The 20,177-nt window shown below is 59.3% G+C and carries 20 protein-coding genes and 3 pseudogenes; 7 read left to right on the forward strand and 16 right to left on the reverse strand.

Translation table 11 applies throughout. The features are described from left to right. Positions 1 to 106: 106 nt before the first annotated feature. Positions 107 to 1,012, forward strand: coding sequence for an EamA family transporter (locus tag RHN82_RS09280; RefSeq protein ID WP_023315096.1), 906 nt, complete (start codon positions 107 to 109; stop codon positions 1,010 to 1,012). Between the two features lie 48 nt (positions 1,013 to 1,060). On the opposite strand, the gene nepI is transcribed toward RHN82_RS09280, so the two are convergent. From nepI to RHN82_RS09295, 3 genes are all read right to left on the reverse strand, one after another. Continuing rightward, positions 1,061 to 2,251 (reverse strand): purine ribonucleoside efflux pump NepI, encoded by a 1,191-nt coding sequence (gene nepI, locus RHN82_RS09285; protein WP_015570108.1) that lies wholly within the window; start codon positions 2,249 to 2,251, stop codon positions 1,061 to 1,063. A 168-nt stretch (positions 2,252 to 2,419) separates the two neighbouring features. Then, positions 2,420 to 2,938, reverse strand: coding sequence for an SRPBCC domain-containing protein (locus RHN82_RS09290; protein ID WP_017694007.1), 519 nt, complete (start codon positions 2,936 to 2,938; stop codon positions 2,420 to 2,422). Positions 2,939 to 3,035: 97 nt separating this feature from the next. Beyond that, complete coding sequence (locus RHN82_RS09295) at positions 3,036 to 3,488, reverse strand: DUF1198 domain-containing protein (RefSeq protein WP_045333531.1); 453 nt, start codon at positions 3,486 to 3,488, stop codon at positions 3,036 to 3,038. Positions 3,489 to 3,587: 99 nt separating this feature from the next. Here RHN82_RS09295 and RHN82_RS09300 point away from each other — a divergent pair, with 99 nt between their 5' ends. Next, positions 3,588 to 4,490, forward strand: a complete 903-nt coding sequence (locus tag RHN82_RS09300; protein ID WP_048982755.1) for a LysR family transcriptional regulator — start codon at positions 3,588 to 3,590, stop codon at positions 4,488 to 4,490. On the opposite strand, the pseudogene RHN82_RS09305 reads toward RHN82_RS09300, so the two are convergent. The 10 genes and pseudogenes from RHN82_RS09305 to RHN82_RS09350 all read right to left on the reverse strand — a co-directional run bounded on the left by RHN82_RS09305 (position 4,478) and on the right by RHN82_RS09350 (position 13,736). Beyond that, positions 4,478 to 5,481 (reverse strand): annotated as a pseudogene (locus RHN82_RS09305) (alpha/beta fold hydrolase). The gene RHN82_RS09300 and the pseudogene RHN82_RS09305 sit on opposite strands and share 13 nt — an antisense overlap. Positions 5,482 to 5,650: 169 nt before the next feature. After that, entirely contained in the window at positions 5,651 to 7,042 is a 1,392-nt protein-coding gene (uhpT, locus tag RHN82_RS09310; RefSeq protein WP_047050654.1) for a hexose-6-phosphate:phosphate antiporter, read from the reverse strand. Positions 7,043 to 7,174: 132 nt separating this feature from the next. Continuing rightward, the gene (locus RHN82_RS09315; protein WP_047050653.1) at positions 7,175 to 8,485 is read right to left on the reverse strand and encodes an MFS transporter; all 1,311 of its coding nucleotides are present in this window, start codon (positions 8,483 to 8,485) and stop codon (positions 7,175 to 7,177) included. Then, positions 8,478 to 9,983 (reverse strand): signal transduction histidine-protein kinase/phosphatase UhpB, encoded by a 1,506-nt coding sequence (gene uhpB / locus RHN82_RS09320; RefSeq protein WP_047050651.1) that lies wholly within the window; start codon positions 9,981 to 9,983, stop codon positions 8,478 to 8,480. The genes RHN82_RS09315 and uhpB overlap by 8 nt, the downstream gene beginning before the upstream one ends. Beyond that, positions 9,980 to 10,573 carry a transcriptional regulator UhpA gene (uhpA, locus tag RHN82_RS09325; protein WP_003861054.1) on the reverse strand — a complete coding sequence of 198 codons (594 nt, stop codon included), beginning with the start codon at positions 10,571 to 10,573 and terminating at the stop codon, positions 9,980 to 9,982. The genes uhpB and uhpA overlap by 4 nt, the downstream gene beginning before the upstream one ends. Before the next feature lie 125 nt (positions 10,574 to 10,698). Further along, complete coding sequence (gene ilvN / locus RHN82_RS09330; RefSeq protein WP_015570113.1) at positions 10,699 to 10,986, reverse strand: acetolactate synthase small subunit; 288 nt, start codon at positions 10,984 to 10,986, stop codon at positions 10,699 to 10,701. Positions 10,987 to 10,989: 3 nt separating this feature from the next. After that, positions 10,990 to 12,678 (reverse strand): acetolactate synthase large subunit, encoded by a 1,689-nt coding sequence (ilvB, locus tag RHN82_RS09335; RefSeq protein ID WP_047050649.1) that lies wholly within the window; start codon positions 12,676 to 12,678, stop codon positions 10,990 to 10,992. A gap of 106 nt (positions 12,679 to 12,784) precedes the next feature. Then, a complete protein-coding gene (gene ivbL / locus RHN82_RS09340) occupies positions 12,785 to 12,883 on the reverse strand; it encodes an ilvB operon leader peptide IvbL (RefSeq protein WP_057979964.1) in 99 nt (32 codons plus the stop codon). Positions 12,884 to 12,983: 100 nt separating this feature from the next. Then, positions 12,984 to 13,427, reverse strand: a complete 444-nt coding sequence (locus RHN82_RS09345; RefSeq protein ID WP_127353341.1) for a type II toxin-antitoxin system HigA family antitoxin — start codon at positions 13,425 to 13,427, stop codon at positions 12,984 to 12,986. Continuing rightward, positions 13,424 to 13,736 (reverse strand): annotated as a pseudogene (locus RHN82_RS09350) (type II toxin-antitoxin system HigB family toxin). Before RHN82_RS09350 ends, RHN82_RS09345 begins: the two are co-directional and overlap by 4 nt. A 486-nt stretch (positions 13,737 to 14,222) precedes the next feature. Here RHN82_RS09350 and tisB point away from each other — a divergent pair. The 4 genes from tisB to emrD all read left to right on the forward strand — a co-directional run bounded on the left by tisB (position 14,223) and on the right by emrD (position 17,079). Further along, positions 14,223 to 14,312, forward strand: a complete 90-nt coding sequence (gene tisB, locus RHN82_RS09355; protein ID WP_017383683.1) for a type I toxin-antitoxin system toxin TisB — start codon at positions 14,223 to 14,225, stop codon at positions 14,310 to 14,312. 64 nt (positions 14,313 to 14,376) lie between these two features. Beyond that, positions 14,377 to 14,823 carry a GNAT family N-acetyltransferase gene (locus RHN82_RS09360; protein ID WP_003861064.1) on the forward strand — a complete coding sequence of 149 codons (447 nt, stop codon included), beginning with the start codon at positions 14,377 to 14,379 and terminating at the stop codon, positions 14,821 to 14,823. A gap of 62 nt (positions 14,824 to 14,885) precedes the next feature. Further along, the gene (locus RHN82_RS09365; protein ID WP_047050646.1) at positions 14,886 to 15,719 is read left to right on the forward strand and encodes a DMT family transporter; all 834 of its coding nucleotides are present in this window, start codon (positions 14,886 to 14,888) and stop codon (positions 15,717 to 15,719) included. A 175-nt stretch (positions 15,720 to 15,894) separates the two neighbouring features. After that, entirely contained in the window at positions 15,895 to 17,079 is a 1,185-nt protein-coding gene (gene emrD / locus RHN82_RS09370; RefSeq protein WP_023298963.1) for a multidrug efflux MFS transporter EmrD, read from the forward strand. On the opposite strand, the pseudogene RHN82_RS09375 reads toward emrD, so the two are convergent. Continuing rightward, positions 16,985 to 18,070, reverse strand: a pseudogene (locus tag RHN82_RS09375) (cellulase family glycosylhydrolase); the annotation flags it as partial. The gene emrD and the pseudogene RHN82_RS09375 overlap by 95 nt on opposite strands. A gap of 97 nt (positions 18,071 to 18,167) precedes the next feature. Between RHN82_RS09375 and dsdA the strand changes: the two are divergent. After that, positions 18,168 to 19,454, forward strand: coding sequence for a D-serine ammonia-lyase (gene dsdA, locus RHN82_RS09380; RefSeq protein WP_047050645.1), 1,287 nt, complete (start codon positions 18,168 to 18,170; stop codon positions 19,452 to 19,454). Between the two features lie 32 nt (positions 19,455 to 19,486). Here the strand turns inward: dsdA and RHN82_RS09385 are convergent, their stop codons facing one another. Further along, on the reverse strand, positions 19,487 to 19,834 hold the full coding sequence (locus RHN82_RS09385; protein WP_022650092.1) for a DUF202 domain-containing protein: 348 nt from the start codon (positions 19,832 to 19,834) through the stop codon (positions 19,487 to 19,489). Beyond that, a complete protein-coding gene (locus tag RHN82_RS09390; protein WP_003861080.1) occupies positions 19,824 to 20,171 on the reverse strand; it encodes a YidH family protein in 348 nt (115 codons plus the stop codon). Before RHN82_RS09390 ends, RHN82_RS09385 begins: the two co-directional genes overlap by 11 nt. Between the last annotated feature and the right edge of the window lie 6 nt (positions 20,172 to 20,177).

Genomic DNA, 20,177 nt, shown 5'->3' on the forward strand with positions numbered 1-20,177 from the left:
GGGCACCAGACCGCACCCTACAAGGTTTTGTAGGCCGGGTAAGCGTAGCGCCACCCGGCAAGATCCCATGTTATGCTACAAAAAAACCAACATAACAGGGGAGAACATGGGTTCCACACGCAAAGGGATGCTCAACGTCCTGATCGCCGCCGTTTTATGGGGCAGTTCCGGGGTTTGCGCGCAGTACATCATGGAGAAAAGCCACATTTCTTCACCTTACCTGACCATGGTTCGTCTGCTGTTTACCGGCGTGATCCTGCTGACGCTCTCCTTCGTTCACGGCGACAAGATTTTCTCGGTCATCAAAAACCGCAAAGACGCCCTCAGCCTGCTGTTTTTCTCACTCGTCGGCGCGCTCACCGTACAGCTCACCTTCCTGCTGACGATTGAAAAATCCAACGCCGCGACGGCCACCGTGCTCCAGTTTCTTTCGCCGACCATTATCGTGGCGTGGTTCGCCCTGGCGCGGAAAACGCGTCCCGGCATATTTGTCTTATCCGCGATTTTCACGTCGCTTGTGGGTACCTTCCTGCTGGTGACCCACGGCGACCCGACGTCGCTCTCCATCTCGCCTGCCGCGCTGTTCTTCGGCATCGCCTCGGCGTTTGCCGCGGCGTTTTACACCACCTATCCATCGACGCTGATTGCCCGCTACGGCACGCTGCCGATTGTCGGCTGGAGTATGTTGATTGCGGGATTAATGCTGACGCCGTTCTACGCCGGACGCGGCACCACCTTCGTGATCGACGGCGGCCTGCTGCTGGCGTTTTTCTACCTGGTGGTGATTGGCACCGCGCTGACGTTCAGCCTGTATCTGAAAGGCGCACAGATGATCGGCGGGCCGAAAGCGAGCATTCTGAGCTGCGCCGAGCCGCTGAGCAGCGCGCTGCTGTCGGTGGTGTTGCTGGGGGTGGCATTCACCCTGCCGGACTGGCTGGGGACGCTGTTGATTGTGTCGTCGGTGGTGTTGATTTCGATGGATTCGAGAAGAAGGGTTAAGGCATCGGCGTAGCCTGATGCCCTCACCCCAACCCTCTCCCACGGGAGAGGGAGAAAAGCACTACTTCGCCTTCACCTTCCCCGCCACCAGCAGCGCGGTCAGCAGCATCAGCGTGCCGGAAATTACCAGCGGCGAGGTCAGCCCCAGGTGGTCGAGCGCTACGCCACCCACCGCCGCGCCGCAGGTATTCGCCAGCTGGATCACCGCCACCTGAATCGACCCGGCTTTTTCCGCCTGATCGGCAAGCGAGCGGGTGATCCACGTCGACCAGCCCACCGGCACCAGCGCAAAGGCAAAGCCCCAGATAATCGCGATCGCCGAAGCCACCCACTTATCGCTGCCCCACAGCACCAGCACTGCGGCGCTGATCGCCAGCACCAGCGGGGCACCCGCCAGCGCGACCTTCAGGGAGCGCTTCAGGAACTGGGACGACAGCGAGGTGCCGACAAAGCTGGCGATACCGAAGCTCAGGAGCACCAGCGTCAGGCCGTCCACGTCAAAGCCCGCCATGGTCATATACACCGGACGGATATAGGTGAAGAAGGCAAACTGCCCGGCAAAGGCCATGAAGATGGCGGTCATCCCCGCCAGCACGCCCGGGCGCTTCAGCAGCGCGAACATGTTCTGTTTGTGGTGCGCCGCTTCCCCCGGAAGGGACGGCAGCGCCTTCCACACCCAGATAATGCACAGCACGCCCATCACCGCCGCCGCGTTGAACACGTTACGCCAGCCGATAATCCCGCCGAGGAAACTGCCCAGCGGCGCGGCAATCACCAGCGCGATCGAGACCGCGCCGAAGATGACGGACAAGGCTTTTGGCACGGTGCGCGCGGGCACCAGGCGCATGGTCAGCGAGGCCGACATCGCCCAGAAGCCGCCTAATCCCAGCCCCAGGCAGGCACGGCCGAGCAGCAGCAGGGTGAAGCTTTCAGCGAAGGAGACCAGCAGGCAGGAGAGCGTCAGCAGCACGCTGAACAGAATAACCACCTTGCGACGGTCAATGGTGCCGATCGCCTGCGTGATAAACAGGCTGGCGAACATCGCCACAAACGCGGTGACGGTCACCGACTGCCCCGCCACGCCCTCGGAAATGCCCAGATCCTGTGCCATCGGCGTCAGCAGGCTCACCGGCAGGAACTCGACGGTGATCAGGCAGGCGACGCAAAACGCCACGGAGAAAACCGCCGACCAGTTGGGGCGTGAAACCTCTTTGGCCTGCGGTGTGGTCGTGGGCTGGGTATGTTCTGTCATGGCATCACCTGAAGATAAAAACGTGCGGAAAAGTCGCGCAGTTTATCATCAAAAGTGTGACGAATTTAACGTTTCGACAACTTTTGTCGTTTTTAATGCCGGGCGGCGCTGCGCTTGCACCGGCCTACGGGCTTGTAGCCCCGGTAAACAAAGCGCCGCCCGGCAAAATTACCCGCGAGCCTTAAGAGCGGCATTCGCTAATCCCACGATCCACTCCTGATGCCCGTTAATCATTGGGTTCGGCACGGTGCGCGCAAGTTCCTGCGCCGGCACGCCTTTCTGCGACTCCTGAGTCAGAATGCGCACGCGGTTTCCCGGCAGGTCTTCAAACAGCCAGGCGTGGATCACGTCCAGACGCGAATTCGCATCCCCTTCTACCCAGCCGTGCCACGCGATACGCGCGGCTTCGCCCTCCACGGGCGGAACATACTCCGTCACCTGCGCTTCAACCGGGAAGCCGAAGGTGGTGAAGCGAAAGCGGGCGTTGGCGCTCAGCGCCGGGCCGCTGCCGTCGTGAAAACGGATATCTTCGGCGTTGCTGTAGTAGTTCGGCCACAGGGTGGTGTCGTTAAGCTGCGCCCAAATCTCTTTTGCGCTCAGCCCGGCGACGATGATTTCGTTGGATGCAAAGTTATCGGTGGTGCCGGGCAGGTAGTCGTTCGGCCAGATAATGGCGGATTGTTTCATGGTTCACCTCATCGGTTAGTTGATAAGGTGATGGTGCGCCTGCGGGTGATATAAATCTAATGACGATGCTTTATACTCTTCATCACGTTTCGTGATATCAGTGCAGGTAAAACACGCCCTCTTCCGGCAGGAAAAGCTGGTTGTAGCGCAGCTGGAAGGCGTTAAGCTCCTGCGGGTCAGGCTCTATCTCGCGCATAAAGCCGAGCGCGAGGCGGATTTGCGCGTCGGTGATCGGCGCGGCCAGACGGGCTTTACGCAGCATGCGGTGCCAGGTATGCAGATTCTCTTCGCTGGCGTCGACGATGCAGACCTGCCAGATCAGCAGCACCTGAGCGGCATTTAGCAAATGCGCCTCGTCGGGGCGTTCAAGATAGCGGATAAACTCATTGCCCGGCGTTTTACCGAACTGGTCAATCATCGACTCGACCGGCATCGGGGTGATCCCCAGCCGCTCGCTTAAACGTTTGATGGCGCGGCGGGAGTCTGAGGTCAGGACACGAAATCCAACCACAAACACCACGGCAAGCGTTGCCAGCATTATCCAGACCATGCGTTCTCCTTAGACTAGCCGCCCATCATAGCGGGAAACGCAGCGCGTCAACAGCGGGCAGCGCCATAATAGTAAACGGAAAAGAGGTGGAAAAACGTCATGAAAGCGGATCTGCGCACGCTGGATCTTAACCTGCTGAAAACGCTGGATGCCCTGCTGGACGAACGCAGCGTCACCCGCGCGGCGGCGCGTCTTGCCCTGACCCAGCCAGCGGTAAGCGGCATGCTTAACCGCCTGCGGGATTACTTTGAAGACCCGCTGTTTATCCGCGCGCCGCACGGCATCGTGCCTACCACCCGGGCGGAAGCGATGGCGGCTCCCGTCAAACGCATTCTGGCAGATATCGACGAGCTGCTTCAGCCGATCGCCTTTGATCCGCTCACCGCAACGTTCACCTTCACGCTTGCCGCGACCGACTACGCCCTGCGCGCGGTCGTCGTGCCGTTTATCGCTGCGCTTAAGGTGCAGGCGCCGGGGATTCGCGTGCGCGTGGTGCCTGTGGAATCCGACCGTCTGGTCAGCCAGTTCGAACAAGGCTCTGTCGACGTGGCGCTGATCACCCCGCACACCACGCCAGATGAGCTTCACAGCCGGGCGCTTTATGATGAACGGTACGTTTGCATGATGCGTGCTGACCATCCGGATGCCGGACAGCCCATGACGTTAGACCGGTTTTGCGCCCTGGAGCATGTGCTGGTCTCTTACGAGGGCGACGGTTTTCGCGGCGTAACGGATGGCGCGCTGGAGAAAACTGGCCGAACGCGGCATGTTGGCTTATCGGTGAGTAACTTTTTAGTCCTGCCGGACGTGCTGGCCCTCAGCGATATGATTGCCGTTGTGCCATCACGCATAGCGGAAAAGCAGGCGGGGATGTTCGTCTGCGAGACGCCGGTTCCCGTGCCCGGTTTTACCAAAAGCATGGCCTGGCACGGCAGAACGCACCGCAACCCCGCGCAGGCGTGGCTGCGCGGGCTGTTGCTGGAGACCAGTCAGCGCGCCTGAAGTCCTTTCAGCAGCGCCTCGTGGAAGCGGGCTGGATCCTGCATCTGCGGCGCGTGGCCCATGTCGTTAAATTCAACCAGCGTCGCGTGCGGGATACGCTTCGCCGTCTCTTTGCCCAGCACCGCGTAGTTACCGAGCGTCTTGCGGATCTCCGGTGGGGCGAGATCTTTCCCGATGGCGGTGTTGTCCTTCGTGCCGATCATCAATAATACTGGCATCTTCAGCTCGTTAAATTCATAGACGACCGGCTGGGTATAAATCATGTCGTAGAGCAGCGCCGAGTTCCACGCCACGCGCGCTTTGCCCGGCCCGTTGTTCAGCCCGGCAAGCATGGTGACCCAGCGCTCGTACTCCGGCTTCCACTCCCCGGCGTAGTAGGTGTTTTTCTCGTACTGACGAATACCGTCGGCGCTGACTTTCAGCTCGCGCTGGTACCACTGGTCGACCGTAATATGCGGCACGCCGCGCGCTTTCTAGTCTTCAAGCCCTATTGGGTTCACCATCACCAGCTGCTCCACCTGCTGCGGCCACATCAGCGCGTAGCGGGTCGCCAGCATGCCGCCGGTCGAATGGCCGATAACCGTGACGCGATCGACGCCCAGCGTTTTCAGCAGCGCGTGGGTGTTATCCGCCAGCTGCTGGAAGGTGTACTGATAATGCTCCGGCTTGGTGGATTTGCAGAAGCCGATCTGGTCGGGTGCGATCACGCGATACCCGCTGGCTGAAAGCGCGCGGATCGTGCCGTCCCAGGTGCCGGCGCAAAAGTTTTTGCTGTGCATCAGCACCACGGTGCGGCCGTTGGGTTTTCCGGCTTCACGTCCAGGTAAGCCATATCCAGAGGCTGGTTCTGCGAGGTAAAGGTAAAGTGTTTTACCGGCCAGCCGTAGTCAAAACCTTCCAGCTTCTCGCCGTACGTGGGGGCATCCGCGGCCATTGCGGGGGAGGCCAGCGCCATCAGCAGCGCCAGGCAGGACAATCGTCGGGTCAACATGCAAGCTCTCCGTTAGCAAAAGGGGCTAAGGCTGCACGAAAGGCGGCAGCAAAAACACTGTAGAGCATGGAGAAGGGTGAGTGTGTAAAGCGGGGTAAAGGTAAAAGGCAGACCGTGAAAAATAAAAAAGCCCGGCATCACACACCGGGCAAAGAAGTTACCTGCACACTCAGGCTACTTTTAATTTCTGCGCACGATTCTCGCGGCGGATCTTACGCTCTTCCAGCACCGCAACCATCGCCATAAGGACGATACAGCCGATCGCGGCGGCATCCAGCGCGGCGAAGGTGCCCGCCCAGCCGGTGAGGCCGAAAATCGGCGTACCGTCGGCGATCATGCCCAGGCCCAGCTTGGCGAAGCTGTCGCCGATCAGGTAGGCGAAGGTGCCTTTAATCCCATCGGCGGCGCCGATCGCTTTTTTCGGCACGAAGCCAACCGCCGCCACGCCGATCAGCAGCTGCGGACCGAACACCAGGAAGCCGAGCGCAAACAGCGACGCCAGGTAAACGTACTGGTTGCTGGCGTGCTGATAGACGCCGAGGGTAGCGATAATCAGCGCCAGCGCGACGCAGGCCACCAGCGCGCGACGGCCGTTGGCGAGATCCGAGAGCCAGCCCCACAGCAGCGTGCCGACCAGCGCGCCCACTTCAAACAGGGTGAAGCCCTGAATCGCCACCTCTTTCGAGAGCTTCAGCTCCTGGAAGGCATACACGGTGGACCACTGGTCGATACCGATACGCACCACGTACAGGAAGATGTTCGAGAAGCAGAGCAGCCAGATCACTTTGTTTTTCAGCACGTACTCAACAAAGATCTGCCATTTGGACATCTCGCTTTCTTCAGTCTCTTTGTCCTCTTCGCTGATCTCCTCCCCGAACAACTCTTCAGCTTTGCCGAGGCCGTACGATTCCGGGGAATCGCTGCCGTAGCGCAGGCCGATAAAGCCGACAATCAGGGCGATAATCGACGGGAAGATAAACATGCCGATCACGTGGCCGTCGAACAGGTAGTTCGCGCCAAACAGCGCCACGCCTGCCGCACCCGCCCCGCCGAGGTTGTGGGAGATGTTCCACATACCGAGGTACGAACCCCGCTTGCGGCGCGGCGTCCATTTGGTGATGGTGGAGTAGCTGCACGACCCGCCGGTACTCTGGAAGAAACCGCTCAGGGCGTAGAAGGCGATCATCAGGAACAGGCTGACGGAGCCCGCGCCCATGCTGGCGCTGAAGCCGAGCATACAGATGGCGGAGAGGATCAGCATAAACGGCAGGAACTGCTTGGTATTTTTGCCGTCCGCGTAGTAGGAAACGACTGTTTTCCCCACGCCGTAGGTGATGGAGAAGCCCAGGCCAATCATCCCCAGCTGCGTCATGCTCAGCCCGTAGGTGGAGATCATGTCGTTCTGCGCGATGTTAAAGTTTTTGCGGATCAGGTACATGGTCAGGTAGCCAATGAAGACCACCAGATAGGACTGCATGAACGGTTTGAACCACATCTTGCGCCGCACGTCGAGCGGCAGATCCAGGGTCGGCTTGCGCACCTGATTTAAGAAGGCCAGCATGACTGAGTTACTCCTGAGCTGATTTTTGCAGCATTGTAAAAACCAGCCAGGAGAGATGCCTGAGACAGCGTCCAGGTGAAACCGGGAAAATTTCTTAGTTTTGCGCGTCTCGGCAGCAAAAGGTGAGGCGCGTCACGCTTCGCGCGGTGCCTGCGCGTGCAAAAACGGCAGCAGCAGCAGGGCGGAGATGCCCGCCGCGATGGCGATCACTGCGAAGAACCCGCTCCAGTGCCAGATGTCGATCACCCGCGCCAGCGGCCAGCCGGAGAGCGATGCGCCAAGGTAGGCAAACAGCCCGACAAAGCCCGTCGCCGCGCCAGCCGCCTCTTTGTGGGAGCACTCCGCCGCCGCCATGCCGATCAGCATCTGCGGGCCAAAGACGAAGAAGCCGATGGTGAAGAAGCACGCCGCCTGCATCACGTAGCTGGCGAACGGCATCAGCCACAGCGAGCCGACGGAGAGTAAGATCCCGGCAGCAAAAATCAGGTTCATCGGGCCACGGTTGCCGTTGAACAGCTTGTCCGAGCCCCAGCCCGCCACCAGCGCGCCGATAAACCCGCCCAGTTCAAACATGGTCACCGCCGAGTTGGCGGTCACCAGATCCACGCCGAGCGTCTCGGACATGTACAGGTTGCCCCAGTCGTTGATGGCCGCGCGCACCACGTAGACCAGCACGTAGCAGAGCGACAGCAGCCAGATGTACGGATTTTTCAGCACGTATTTGGTGAGGATCTCCTGGCGGGACAGCCCGGCCCCTTCCTGCTGCTGGGCGATCTCCATCTCGTCGTGCCGCCAGTCGCCCACCGGTGGAAGGCCGACGGTTTGCGGCCTGTCGCGCAGGCGCCAGCAGAGGAACAGCCCGGCGACAATCGCGAGGCCACCGGCAATCATCATCCCCGCGCGCCAGCCGTAGTGCAGCGCCGCCGCGCCGACCACCATCGGGATCAGCGCCCCGCCGACGTTATGCGCGGTATTCCATATCGCCCACCAGCCGCCGCGCTCGTTGCGTGAGTACCAGGCGGTGAGCAGGCGAGCACAAACCGGCGCGCCCCAGCCCTGGAAAAAGGCGTTCAGCGCCCACAGCAGGGCAAAGGCCCATAGCGACGTCGAGAAGCCAAACAGGATGTTCACCACGCCGGTGGCGATCAGCCCAACGCCCATAAAATAACGCGCGTTCGAGCGGTCGCTGACGATGCCGGAGAAGAACTTCGACAGGCCATAGGTGATGTAAAACAGCGTCGCCAGCAGGCCGATATCGGTACGCGCCATCACGCCGCTGGCGAGGATCTCCGGCGCGGCGGCGTTGAAGCTTTTGCGGGTGAAGTAGAACAGGGCGTAGCCGAGCCAGATGGTGATCAGGATATGGCGACGCCAGTAGCGGTAGCGGGCGTCGATTTCCGCTTTGTTGCTTAGCGGGGCGGCGCTGGCGGGGGTTTTAAACATGGTGCGTCCTTAACGGCAAACTGACGCTGACGCGCGTCCCGTGGGTGCAGGAGATCGTCAGCGTGCCGCCCAGCGCCTTCACGCGCTCGCGCATGCCCGCCAGGCCAAACCCCTGCTGGCCGGAGCCCGGCGGCAGGCCGCAGCCGTCGTCTTCAATCACCAGCATCAGGCGCTCGTCCTGCTGCCAGCTCTGGATCGTTACCGCGCTGGCGCTGGCGTGCTTGACGATGTTGTTCAGTCCTTCCTGGCAGACGCGGAACAGCGTCACACGCTGGCCTTCGCTCAGCGCAGGTTCGTTAATGCGCCAGTCGAGATGGCTGACAATCCCGCGGCTCTCCAGCTCCATCTCGCGCATCAGAGAGCGTATTGCCTGCTCGAGCGAGAGATCGTCAAGCTGGCGCGGGCGCAGCCGTCCTAACAGGCGACGAACGGAGTCATAGACCCCCAGCGAAAGCTGTTCGATATGCGCCCCGCCCTGCTTCACGCCCGCATTTTCTGCCGCCAGGCGCTGAACAATGCCCGCCTGGGTGCGGATGGCGGTGATCGTCTGGCCGATATCATCGTGCAGCTCGCGGGCGACCTCCTGCCGCACGCTCTCTTCCGTCTCCAGCAGACGCTCCGCCAGACGGCGGTTGCGCGCCAGCTCGGCTTGCAGGGACTGGTTCAGCTCGCGCAGGCGCTGTATGCCCGCGCCGAGCAGCAGCCCGGTGAGGCTCTGAGCCAGCAGCGAGAGCAGCAGATCTACCGGGTGATCGTGCCAGGTCTGGCTGGCAATCAGCGCGATGGCGTTCATCAGCGTGGCGATCAATGCGCCCTGCCAGCCGTAGTGCCAGGCCAGGGCGATGATCGGCAGCGCCAGACAAAACGGCGTGAAGCGTGATAATTCAGCGGGCAGACCAAGCTGCAACCACAGGCTCACCACAAACAGCAGCAGATACCAGATCAGGTGCCGGGCGCGCCAGTTCACCGGCTGGGAGACCAGCGCCGGGCCGAGCGGCTGCCAGACGGTGCTGGTAAGGTAATGCCAGATCACAAGGCAGGTCGGGGCCAGCGTCAGGCCGCCGGTAAGGGTCAGCAGCAGAGCGTTAAGCACCTCCTTTTCACCCAGCCACGGCAGGGACTGCAACAGCGCGGCGGCAATCAGCGCCGCCCCCTGACGCAGCAGCGTGCGCCAGTCGCGCTGGTGACGGTAGCGGGAAATCAGGGCGACCGGGATAAGCGTGAGCAGGCTTCCGGTCATCAATAACGGCAGGTGCGCGAGCGCCACTTCCTGCGCCAGCCAGATCAGCATCAGCCACTCTGCGCCCAGCAGCACCGGCCAGTAGCCGCGCGGGCATTGCAGCATCAGCCCCAGACGCAGGCCAAAGGGGAACAGCAGCACCGCCAGCTCCGGGCGCTCGACAAGATGCAGGCTGATACTCCACAGGCAGAACCACGCGGCGGAGAAGATAAAAAAGCTGGCAACAACGGCGATCAGCCGCGAAAACAGGGAGTTCATTGCCAGCTGTCGAACATGCGGCGCGCCAGCTCGACATCGTTACTGACGTTGAGTTTTTCCATCAGGTTGGCGCGATGAACGTGAACGGTCTTTGGCGACAGCCCCAGCTCTACGGCAATCTCTTTCACCGACATGCCCTGGGCAAGTTTCTCTGCCACCTGGCGCTCGCGTCTGGTGAGCGGATCCTGCCGTCCCGCCGCCAGCTTGATGGCAATATCCGGCGTCAGGTAGCAGCCTCCGGTGGAGACGGTGCGCACGGCGGCGATCAGCTCGTCCGGACTACAACGTTTAGAGAGAAACCCTCGCGCCCCCGCGTTGAGCGCCTGCTCGACCAGCGCCGGGCTGTCGTGGACCGAGAGCATAATCGTCGCCATTCCTTTCGGCAGCTGGCTTAACAGCTCAAGCCCGGAGAGATCCGGCATGGAGATATCGCAGATACAGACCTGCACCCCGCGTCCCGGCAGGCCCGCCAGCGCCTCGCGCCCTGAGCCAAACTCGGCCACGACCTGAAAATCCGGTTCGAGGTTTAAAAGCTGGGCAAAGCCGGAGCGGACGATAAGGTGGTCGTCGATAAGGGCGATGGTGGTCATGGTTTGATCCTGATGCGTGAACGCGCCGGATGGCGGCGCAAACGCCTTATCCGGCCTACGTGTAACGTCCTTGCAGGCCGGATAAGCGCAGCGCCATCCGGCAAAAGCCTCTTACCTTAAGTGATTTACTCAAAAAACACCGCAATTTTGTTAAACATGGTGGGATCGGACTGGTTGCGTGCCACTTTGGTGACATCCTCCAGCTTGTCGATCTGCGCCATCATCTGCTCCAGACGCTGGTCGTCGTTCACCAGTAGCCAGATGCGGCTGTGCTCGCTGCCCTGAATCGGCAGACACAGAATACCTTCCACGTTAAACGCGCGGCGAGCAAACAGCCCGCAGACGTGGGTCATGACGCCTGGGTGGTTACGGACGGTGAGTTCCAGAATGACGTTATCACATTGTTTCTGCATGGCTTATTCCCCCACCATCTCAGTATTTGCCGCACCCGGCGGCACCATCGGATACACTTTTTGTTCAGGGTCGATACGCACGTGGATCAGCGCCGGACCAGGGCGAGAAATCGCATCCTGCAACGCCGCGTGGGCATCTTCTTCGGCGTTCAGATCGCAGGTGTGCAGGCCAAAACCAGCGGCAATCTGCATGAAGTTGATCATCCCCGGATAGGTCGCCGCAAACACGCCCTGCTTATAGAACAGGCTCTGCTGCTGGTGTACCAGACCCAGCGCCTCGTTGTTCATCAGAATGATTTTAACGTCTAACTGGTTTTCGGCCGCCGTCGCCATCTCCTGAATATTCATCATCAGGCTGCCATCACCGGAGAAGCAGATCACCTTGCGGTCCGGGTTGGCGAGCGCCGCGCCAACCGCTGCTGGCAGGCCGAAGCCCATGGTGCCAAGGCCACCGGAGGTCAGCCACTGGCGCGGGCGGTTCAGCGGATACGCCTGGGCGGTCCACATCTGATGCTGGCCGACGTCGGTGGTGATAATCGCGCTGTCATCCACGCAGGCGGCAACGGCATTGATAAGACCATAGTGGCTCAGCGGGTCGCCCTCGGTTGGGATAGCGCCCGGGAACTCACGTTGCAGATCGGCCACCAGCTGGCGCCAGTCGGCGCGGTCGGTTGCCTCCGTCTGCGGGATCAGCTGCGCCAGCACCTCGGCCACGTCGCCCTGGATCGCCACGTGCGGCTGCTTGATTTTACCCAGCTCGGCGCGGTCGATATCCACGTGAATGATTTTGGCGTTCGGGCAGAACTGCTCGGTTTTGCCGATCGCCCGGTCATCAAAACGCGCCCCCATAACGATCAGCAAATCCGCTTCTTGCAGGATGTAGTTGGTGCTGCGCGCACCGTGCATACCCAGCATGCCGAGAGAGAGCGGGTGCGCTTTTGGCAGCATACCCAGCGCCATCAGGGTCATGGTGGTGGGCAAATTAGCTTTTTCAGCGAACTGACGGATTTCATCCGCGGCGTTGATCGTCCCGCCGCCAAGATAGAGCACCGGGCGTTTGGCGGCGTTGATCATCGCCGCCGCATCGCGCACGCTCTCAGCGCTGAATTCCGGCGCGGGGGCACGCTCACCCGGCTCCGGCAGCACGTCGATCTCAATTTCTGCGGTCTGGACATCCTTAGGAATGTCTATCCACACCGGACCCGGGCGGCCAGACTGGGCAATGCGAAACGCATCGCTGATCACCTGAGGCAGCTCGCTGATATCGCGAACTAAATAGTTATGTTTGGTGATGGGGATAGAGATGCCGTAGGTGTCCACTTCCTGGAACGCATCGGTGCCGATCATCGAGGACGGCACCTGGCCGGTAATGCAGATCAGCGGAATGGAGTCGAGACGTGCGTCGGCGATGGCGGTCACCAGGTTGGTGGCGCCCGGCCCGCTACAGGCCATACAGACAGCCGGTTTACCCTGGGTACGCGCCATGCCCTGAGCGATAAAGCCTGCGCCCTGCTCGTGGCGCGCAAGCACGTGACGGATCTGTGTGCTTTGACTTAACGCATCATACAGCGGAAGCACGGTCCCACCCGGGATGCCCGCAACGGTGGTGATGCCCTGTCGTTCCAGTAAATGAACAATCAGCTGCGCGCCTGTAAAACGCGTCTTGGTGGATGTTGTGCCCGAACTTGCCATGCTCCAGTCCTTTTCTTCTGAGCCAGCCTTCCGGAGAGGGTCCTAAACGAAAAACCCCGCCCGGTTTGCGCCGGCGGGGTTTTGGATTCGTGTGTTGATCCAGTCCCTACGGCGCATTGCCGACGACCACCACCACACGCACGACGACCACTGCGGCAGGTTGCGCAGTTTTTAGTAGGGTCGAAGTGAAGATGGATGAAGTCATTGGGGACCTGTGTTTGGAATCATTGATTGAATTTATACAAACACAGGTTTTCGGATGTGACAATGGAAATATTTTCATCTGCGCAAAAATGCGTCAGGGATCACGTTTCGTTTGTTGGGTGATGACACTCAATAAATAGCGCAGGTGATACCCCAAATCTGGCCGCCAGCTTTTTAATATGGTTCAGAGTAAGCTGTCTCTGACCATTCAGAACCCGTGAAACCATCGATTTACTACCAATTTCATCCTGAAAATCCGATATCGTCAGATTGTATTGATCCATCAATGTTCTTAAAACTGCAATTCCGACAGGAACAGACTCCATCTCCTTGCGTAATGCGACTATCTCTGGCCGATTAGCTTCGTAACGGCTAATTCTGGCGCACACAATATCCAGCAAGGGGCTATTGGGCTCGTTCATAAGGAGATACTCAACCAGCTCAAGCGCATCCTTATAATCTTTCTCGCTCGGCTGTTCACCCAGTAAAGGAACGGCCGCAACAAGGGCGTGCGTAGCTTTCATTGCATCAGCGACGATCATCATTTCTTCCCCTTAGTGCGATGTTTCTCCGTAAAACGGTCATATTCCTTATGAGTAAAAACATGGCGCATAAAACTTTTGGCTTTCAAAGAATATGAGAGCCACTACTCTGTGATTGTTATTTGCAATATCAATAACATAATGCTTATCAAGATACTTGAAGTTATCCAGCGTTGGGAAAAGTTTTCTCAGTGCAGCGGGCGTCGGGCAGTGGCTCTTTTCAATAACTCGTCCTAAAAAGAGAAGCTCTTCTCTGTGTAGCGGGAACTGGCTTACCGCATCCAAAATTGCCTTCATTGAGATTAAATGCATCCTGCTTGCCTGCCACGTCCGTTGACTTATTGGCAACGATAACATCTATTGCCAATAAGTCAACGGAGGAGACTATTTTCACTTCGTCAGAAAACAAAAAACCCCGCCTAAGCGAGGTTTTTATCAGGGTTTTGCGGTTGGTTGCCGCAGAACACACTGTGTTACGTCAACGCGAAAAGTATACGCGATCGAAGACGAACGCGCAATTCCGGCACGGATTTTGACGTTTTTGAGTATGGATCGCCTTCCAAAATTTGTCCATAAAATACTGTTCATGCATACAGTATTTATCTATACTGAGGGTGTTCGCAGTGAGCGAGGGGGCCGCAGTTTACCGGCGCAACGAAGTCCTGGCTGAAACGGGTGGTGCCGTCAGTGCCTTAACCCCTGAAGTGAGCACACTGTGTTACGTCAATCCAGGTGCTGGCCACAGGCGGCGGAAAGGTACGCCAGCATCGTGCTCCTTTTAACCAAAAGGAGACGCGTATGAGCGTCGTGGATATGGTCATACTTGTCCTCAAACTCATTGTTGCTGTATTGCAACTGCTTGATGCTGTCCTGAAATACGTTCGGTGATTCAGGTTCAAGTCGCACCTGAGAGGGGCGGGCAACCGCCCCTCTTTAATAACGAGGGAATGCTATGTCGCGTCTGTTAATTGAGCCTGTCACGCCCGATGAACCCGGGTATATCGCCCTGAAGGCGGAGAGTATCGCGTTGAATTTCAATATGCTGCGCAGGCTGGAAGAGAACTGGCAGCGGGGTGAAAACCGCTTTAACGCGCCGGGTGAAAAGCTGCTGGGGGCGTTTCTTAACGGCAGGCTGGTGGGCGTGTGCGGCCTTAATCGCGATCCGTTCAGCCAGCAGCCGCGCGCCGGACGTATTCGTCATCTCTACGTCAGCGAAAAGTGCCGTGGGCAAGGCATAGGCAAACAGCTTTTGACCGTGGTGATGGCGGATGCCAGCATCTGGTTTGATTTTCTCAATACCCATGCGCCGGAAACCGCGTACGGATTTTACCATCGGGCGGGCTTCAGGCTCGTGTCAGACGAACCCCGGGTGACGCACCGCCTTTTTTGCGCAGTGTAAGCGGCTGGCAGCATCGACAGGTGAATGTTACAGTTGGATGACATTTCACCAACCGATACGCCATGACCATCACCGTTTTCTGCATTTTACTGTTCGCCGCACTGCTGCATGCCAGCTGGAACGCCATCGTTAAAGCCGGAACGGATAAGCTCTATTCGGCGATTGGGGTCAGCGGTTCAGCCGCGCTTATTGCCCTGATTTTAATGCCCTTCTCTCCTCAGCCAACTGCCGCAAGCTGGCCATATTTGTTCGTCTCCTGTGCGTTACAGGTGGTGTATACGGTACTGGTGGCAAAAACCTATCAGGTCTCCGACATGAGCCAGACCTACCCGCTGATGCGCGGGACGGCCCCTCTGCTGGTGGCGCTGATCAGCGTATTGGTGCTCGGGGATCATCTCTCCTGGCTTGCCTGGTCCGGCATTGGGGTCATTTGTCTTTCGATTCTGGCCATGGCGATGAATGGCCGCATGCAGTCACGCAAGGGGATCTGGCTGGCGCTGCTGAACGCCTGTTTTATCGCCGGGTACACCCTGGTGGACGGCACCGGTGTGCGACTCTCGGACACTGCGCTGGGCTATACGCTCTGGACCTTCTTCATGAACGGCTTCTGCCTGCTGAGCTGGGCAATGGTGGCGCGGCGTCGCGAAGCGTCCAGCTACCTGTGCCTGCACTGGAAAAAAGGGCTGCTCGGCGGCGTCGGGACGATGGGATCTTACGGTCTGGCACTCTGGGCGATGACCCAGGCGCCGCTGGCGGTGGTCGCAGCGCTGCGTGAAACCTCTATTCTCTTCGGCGCCTTAATCGCATTTGTGCTTTTAAAAGAGAAGGTTGCTGGCCTGCGCATCGCGGCGGCACTGGGCATTGCTGCCGGTGCGGTCCTGCTGCGCCTGGCGTAATTCGCTGGCAACATTAGTTGCCGATCTTGTTTACAAATCCTGCCTTCACGCCTTCTGTCATTCATCACAGTAATGCTTAAATTGTCATCTCTCTGTGGTAGATTCCTCGCGCATTTATGGGAATGCGTAGTCACTTATTCTTTATTTATCTCTTTTGGCAAAAGTATTCAGCGACATGAAAAAGCAACGGAACGTGAATTTATTGTTGATGCTGGTGTTACTGGTGGCCGTCGGGCAGATGGCGCAAACCATCTACATTCCGGCGATTGCCGATATGGCAAAAGATCTGAGCGTCCGCGAAGGTGCGGTACAGAGCGTGATGGCAGCCTATCTGCTGACCTATGGCGTTTCACAGCTGGTTTATGGTCCCCTGTCCGATCGCGTCGGGCGTCGTCCGGTCATTCTGGTGGGCATGAGCATTTTCATGGTGGCGACGGTGATTGCCATTACCACGCACAGCCTGACCATACTGATTGCCGCCAGCGCCCTCCAGGGCGTGGGCACCGGCGTTGGCGGGGTCATGGCGCGTACCCTGCCGCGTGATATGTACCAGGGCACACAGCTTCGTCACGCCAACAGTCTGTTAAATATGGGCATTCTGGTCAGCCCGCTGCTGGCCCCGCTGATTGGGGGGCTGCTGGACACCGTCTGGTCCTGGCGCGCCTGTTACGCCTTCCTGCTGGTGCTGTGCATTATTGTCACCTTCAGCATGGCGCGCTGGATGCCGGAAACCCGCCCACAGGACGCGCCGCGCACGAAGCTCATCGCCAGCTACAAAACGCTGTTCGGTAATGGGTCGTTTACCTGTTATCTGTTGATGCTGATCGGCGGCCTGGCGGGCATTGCGGTGTTTGAAGCCTGCTCCGGCGTGCTGCTGGGCGCAGGCCTTGGTCTGAGCAGTATGGTGGTGAGTATTCTGTTTATTCTGCCGATCCCAGCGGCGTTCTTCGGCGCATGGTTCGCCGGACGTCCGAACAAGCGTTTCTCCACCCTGATGTGGCAGTCGGTGATCAGCTGTCTGCTGGCCGGGCTGATGATGTGGATCCCGGGGCTGTTTGACGTGATGTCAGTCTGGACGTTGCTCATCCCGGCGGCGCTGTTTTTCTTCGGCGCGGGCATGCTGTTTCCCCTCGCCACCAGCGGCGCGATGGAGCCGTTCCCGTTCCTCGCAGGCACGGCAGGCGCGCTGGTGGGCGGTTTGCAGAACATCGGTTCCGGCGCGCTGGCCTGGCTTTCGGCTATGATGCCGCAGACCGGGCAGGCGAGTTTAGGCTTACTGATGACCCTGATGGGGCTGCTGATTTTGCTGTGCTGGCTGCCGCTGGCGTCGCGTGTCCCGCATCACGAACAGCCGGTTTAACCGCATGATGGCCCGGCTTCTCGCCGGGCTTTTCACACCCAGGCGCAATCATCGCCTGCAATAACGGCTCCGGTCCAGGCCGCCACGCCCCCTCTTCCCCATCATAAAACTGAACATCGGCGTTTATCGCATACGGGATGTTGGCCTGTTGCAGCTCGCACGCCATAAACGTGGCAAACGCCATCTGCGAGGCGGTTGGCGTCAGGCTTTTCGATTCGCCCACGCCCCAGCCGCCAACCCAGCTCACATGCCCGGTTTTTTGCTGCCAGTGCAGCGCGGCGTTGATTCGGTTACGAATAGCCGCTTTCTCAGCCGCGGTTCCGGACGTCCAAGGGTATTTACCGTTCGTTTTCAGCGGACCCCAGGGGAAAATATGCCACTCCGCCAGCAGGTAATTCTGGCTGTGCGCGGGCAGCTTCAGGCTGGATAAATCCTCCGGCGCGGCGCGCAGACGAGGGGCGATAAAAATCATGCGGCTGGCATCAATGGCGTGAATGTCTTTGATCGCTTTCTCATACAGCCGGTTGAGCGAAGCAAGGTTGTGGTTGAGCTTGTCCGCCGGTTCGTAGATCAGGTCGAAGCCCAGCAACGGCGAGCGCTGACCAAAATAGTGCGCCACGGCAATCCACCAGTTAATCACCTCTTTTTCGGTATCCGCTTTCGGGTCGTTTTTATATTCATCGGCCTGATAAGCGATGATGGGGATGACGCCGTATTGCTCGCAGGCCTCCACCAGCTTACGCAGGTGAATCAGCCGCGCTTCCGTCGGTTCGCCCGCCACCCGAATACGGACATGACGTATGCCTTTCGCCTGGAAATCACGGACCACCAGCGGGTCAAATTCGCGGATACCGCGCTCGGTGCGTGCCCAGTCGACATCCATCCCGACGCCCAGCATCTGCGCGTAACGGGCAGCCGTCAGCGGCGGCTCAGCGGCACAGGCCCAGCCGGAAGCGATCGCTAACACGGTGACAATCAACGGCTTTAACACGATGCCCCTTGCAAATTATCAAATGCTTTACTCTGTATTTAGCATGCTTTTTCACAATTGGTGTAGAGTCAGAACGAACTAAATTCTGAGACAGATTATGAAAACGACTGACCTGACCAGCCTCATTGACCGGTTTCCGCTGCTGGCGGATTTGATTGCCCTGAAAGAGATCACCTGGCTTAATCCGCGCACCACGACGCTGGCGGAAGGGTTGCCGTATGTCGGGCTGACCAAAGCCGACGTGGACGACGCGCATGCGCGCCTGAAACGCTTCGCGCCGTATCTGGCGAAAGCCTTCCCGGAAACGGCGGCGACGGGCGGGATTATCGAATCCGAACTGGTCGCGATCCCGACGATGCAAAAGCGGCTGGAGAAAGAGTCCGGCAAGGCCATTCCAGGCGCGCTGCTGCTAAAAAAAGACAGTCATCTGCCGATTTCCGGCTCCATTAAAGCGCGCGGCGGTATCTATGAGGTGCTGGCCCATGCGGAAAAACTGGCGCTGGAAGCCGGGTTGCTGCGCCTCGAAGACGACTACAGCATTCTGCTGGAGCCGCGCTTTAAGGACTTTTTCAGCCAGTACAGCATTGCCGTGGGTTCAACCGGCAACCTGGGGATGTCTATTGGCATTATGAGCGCGCGCATCGGCTTTAAGGTCACGGTGCATATGTCCGCCGACGCCCGCGAGTGGAAGAAAGCCAAACTGCGCAGCCACGGCGTGATCGTCGTGGAATATGAGCAGGATTATGGCGTGGCGGTGGAGCAAGGGCGCAAAGCGGCGGAAAGCGATCCGAACTGTTTCTTCATTGACGATGAGAACTCCCGCACACTGTTCCTGGGCTATGCGGTTGCAGGTGAACGCCTGAAAGCGCAGTTTGCCGCGCAGGGCCGCGTGGTGGATGCCGATCATCCCCTGTATGTCTACCTGCCGTGCGGCGTCGGCGGTGGCCCCGGCGGCGTGGCGTTTGGCCTGAAGCTGGCCTTTGGCGATAACGTCCACTGCTTCTTCGCGGAGCCCACGCACTCGCCGTGTATGCTGCTGGGTGTTTATACCGGGCTGCACGATGAAATCGCCGTGCAGGATCTGGGTATCGACAACGTGACGGCGGCAGACGGTCTGGCGGTAGGTCGCGCGTCCGGCTTCGTGGGCCGCGCGATGGAGCGTCTGCTTGACGGGTTCTATACGCTGTCCGACCAGAGCATGTACGACATGCTCGGCTGGCTGGCGCAGGAGGAAGGCATTCGCCTGGAGCCGTCGGCGCTGGCGGGGATGGCCGGGCCGCTGCGCGTTCATTCGGATACCAACGTTACCCACCTGGTGTGGGCGACCGGCGGCGGCATGGTGCCGGAAGACGAGATGGCGAAATATTTAGCGAAAGGGAAGTAATTATGCCGGGTGGCGGCTACGCCTTACCCGGCCTACAGGTGCAAAATTTGTTGAATGTGGGTTACCGCAAACAGCAGCGACAGCGACAGCACGGCCAGGGCGATGAGGAACTTATCCCGCACCGCTTTCGGCTGCGCAAAGTCGTTCTGCGACACGTCCATCAGGTTACGGCTGCGGGTGTAGCGCCATAAAATGATGGCTACCAGCGCCAGCACAACAATGGAGATCCAGAATGGCGCCCCCGTGCGGTGCCAGTTGTGCTTAATGGCAAGAGCGATCAGCGCGCCATACCCCAGCAGCGTGCGCAGCCAGGCCAGCGAGGTTCGCTCCGGCTGAAGGCCGGGGTCCGCTTCCCGCCGCGCTTTGCGGCTATCCGGCATACAGCACCAGTAGCATCACTACGCCCGCAACCATCAGCAAAATCGTACTGATAATGAGCAAGCCGCGCGTGTAGGGGAGATCCTGCTTCAGACGCATCGCCTTTTCATTTCTCAGCCAGCGCAGATAGCCATAAATCGCCAGCACGCCAGCAATCAGGCACAGCAGCAGGGCCAGCACTTCGCGAATCAACGGGGTGGCAAAATCGGGGGCGAGCTGATCAAGGCCGACGCCTGCGGCCAGAAAGCCCAGGGCGGTGCGGATCCACGCTAAGAACGTGCGTTCGTTAGCCAGTGAGAAGCGGTAGTCCGGCGCTTCACCGAGGCGGGAAATATTCATGAAGAT

Origin of the sequence: Enterobacter cloacae complex sp. EB5, from assembly GCF_031432835.1 — a bacterium.
Taxonomy (GTDB): domain Bacteria; phylum Pseudomonadota; class Gammaproteobacteria; order Enterobacterales; family Enterobacteriaceae; genus Enterobacter; species Enterobacter hormaechei_C.

Coding starts and splice junctions, on each gene's coding strand:
- RHN82_RS09290 (WP_017694007.1), bottom strand. CDS start 2,938: ATGAAACAATCCGCCATTATCTGGCCGAACGACTACCTGCCCGGCACC.
- RHN82_RS09390 (WP_003861080.1), bottom strand. CDS start 20,171: ATGAATATTTCCCGCCTCGGTGAAGCGCCGGACTACCGCTTCTCACTG.
- nepI (WP_015570108.1), bottom strand. CDS start 2,251: ATGACAGAACATACCCAGCCCACGACCACACCGCAGGCCAAAGAGGTT.
- RHN82_RS09345 (WP_127353341.1), bottom strand. CDS start 13,427: ATGATGATCGTCGCTGATGCAATGAAAGCTACGCACGCCCTTGTTGCG.
- uhpT (WP_047050654.1), bottom strand. CDS start 7,042: ATGCTGGCCTTCTTAAATCAGGTGCGCAAGCCGACCCTGGATCTGCCG.
- RHN82_RS09280 (WP_023315096.1), top strand. CDS start 107: ATGGGTTCCACACGCAAAGGGATGCTCAACGTCCTGATCGCCGCCGTT.
- RHN82_RS09365 (WP_047050646.1), top strand. CDS start 14,886: ATGACCATCACCGTTTTCTGCATTTTACTGTTCGCCGCACTGCTGCAT.
- emrD (WP_023298963.1), top strand. CDS start 15,895: ATGAAAAAGCAACGGAACGTGAATTTATTGTTGATGCTGGTGTTACTG.
- ivbL (WP_057979964.1), bottom strand. CDS start 12,883: ATGACTTCATCCATCTTCACTTCGACCCTACTAAAAACTGCGCAACCT.
- RHN82_RS09315 (WP_047050653.1), bottom strand. CDS start 8,485: ATGTTTAAAACCCCCGCCAGCGCCGCCCCGCTAAGCAACAAAGCGGAA.
- dsdA (WP_047050645.1), top strand. CDS start 18,168: ATGAAAACGACTGACCTGACCAGCCTCATTGACCGGTTTCCGCTGCTG.
- uhpA (WP_003861054.1), bottom strand. CDS start 10,573: ATGACCACCATCGCCCTTATCGACGACCACCTTATCGTCCGCTCCGGC.
- RHN82_RS09300 (WP_048982755.1), top strand. CDS start 3,588: ATGAAAGCGGATCTGCGCACGCTGGATCTTAACCTGCTGAAAACGCTG.
- RHN82_RS09385 (WP_022650092.1), bottom strand. CDS start 19,834: ATGCCGGATAGCCGCAAAGCGCGGCGGGAAGCGGACCCCGGCCTTCAG.
- RHN82_RS09360 (WP_003861064.1), top strand. CDS start 14,377: ATGTCGCGTCTGTTAATTGAGCCTGTCACGCCCGATGAACCCGGGTAT.
- ilvN (WP_015570113.1), bottom strand. CDS start 10,986: ATGCAGAAACAATGTGATAACGTCATTCTGGAACTCACCGTCCGTAAC.
- RHN82_RS09295 (WP_045333531.1), bottom strand. CDS start 3,488: ATGGTCTGGATAATGCTGGCAACGCTTGCCGTGGTGTTTGTGGTTGGA.
- uhpB (WP_047050651.1), bottom strand. CDS start 9,983: ATGAACTCCCTGTTTTCGCGGCTGATCGCCGTTGTTGCCAGCTTTTTT.
- ilvB (WP_047050649.1), bottom strand. CDS start 12,678: ATGGCAAGTTCGGGCACAACATCCACCAAGACGCGTTTTACAGGCGCG.
- tisB (WP_017383683.1), top strand. CDS start 14,223: ATGAGCGTCGTGGATATGGTCATACTTGTCCTCAAACTCATTGTTGCT.